The sequence below is a fragment of the Neisseria sp. P0021.S006 genome (assembly GCF_051956895.1).
In genome coordinates this window covers 1-796 of the sequence record NZ_JBQCWZ010000617.1, presented here as the reverse complement: position 1 = coordinate 796, position 796 = coordinate 1, and the positions used below count along the sequence as shown (strand labels likewise).

1 tRNA gene and 2 pseudogenes are annotated in these 796 nt (G+C 44.5%); 2 read left to right on the top strand and 1 reads right to left on the bottom strand.

The window, feature by feature from the left end:
• Nucleotides 1–130: pseudogene (locus ACTHUM_RS16070) on the top strand (peroxide stress protein YaaA); the annotation flags it as partial.
• A gap of 79 nt (nucleotides 131–209) precedes the next feature.
• A tRNA-Ser gene (locus tag ACTHUM_RS16065) sits at nucleotides 210–300 on the top strand.
• A gap of 246 nt (nucleotides 301–546) precedes the next feature.
• Here the strand turns inward: ACTHUM_RS16065 and ACTHUM_RS16060 are convergent.
• Nucleotides 547–796: pseudogene (locus ACTHUM_RS16060) on the bottom strand (hypothetical protein); the annotation flags it as partial.

The window sequence follows — 796 nt, the reverse complement described above, 5'->3', positions numbered from 1 at the left end:
CTACGCGGCAGAACACGGCATTACCGAGCCTGAAATGCTCAAAAATTTCGACTACGAGGGCTATTCATTTAATGAAGCAGCTTCAAACGAAGCCGAATGGGTATTCATGCGTGAAGAACAATCTAAATAAAAACAAAATACTAGATATTTTCCCTAAAATACCACTTGGCAAAGGCCGTAAGTTCCATTAATATTACGGCTTCAAGAACGGAAGCGTGGCAGAGCGGTTTAATGCAACGGTCTTGAAAACCGTCGAGGGTTGATAGCCCTCCGTGAGTTCGAATCTCACCGCTTCCGCCATTCTTGATATTTTTTTATCTAGTGAAAATGAAATGTGAGACTTGATGATTCAAGTCTTTTTTTATTTTCAAATCCAAAGAATCCCACCAAGGCCGTCTGAAACTTTCTATAACGCAGTTTCAGACGGCCTAATACCTTTAAAAATTCCCCCAAATTCCTAAAGTCCTACCCAGACATTTAGAAATTTGGGGGATTTTTGCAAAGGTCTTCGCTTTTCTGATCTTTGTCATCAAGGGTATTAGCCTACCCATCACCAATACGGAATTTTTGCTCAACCATGGAGGGACGTTTTCCATGCCGACGCGATCGTGCATTTGGCCTTAGGTCCGTATGCCGCCGTATCGTTTGCAGTAGGGTTTGCTGCATATTCCGAGCTGTTGCCACAAAGTACCGCCGTTGCTTTTGTCGTGGAGGAGGTTGCGGCAAACGGTGTCGTGATGGGGTGTCATTCGATGATGGTGTGGTGGCAGGACAGGTCTTAAATGTGGTATCGGTC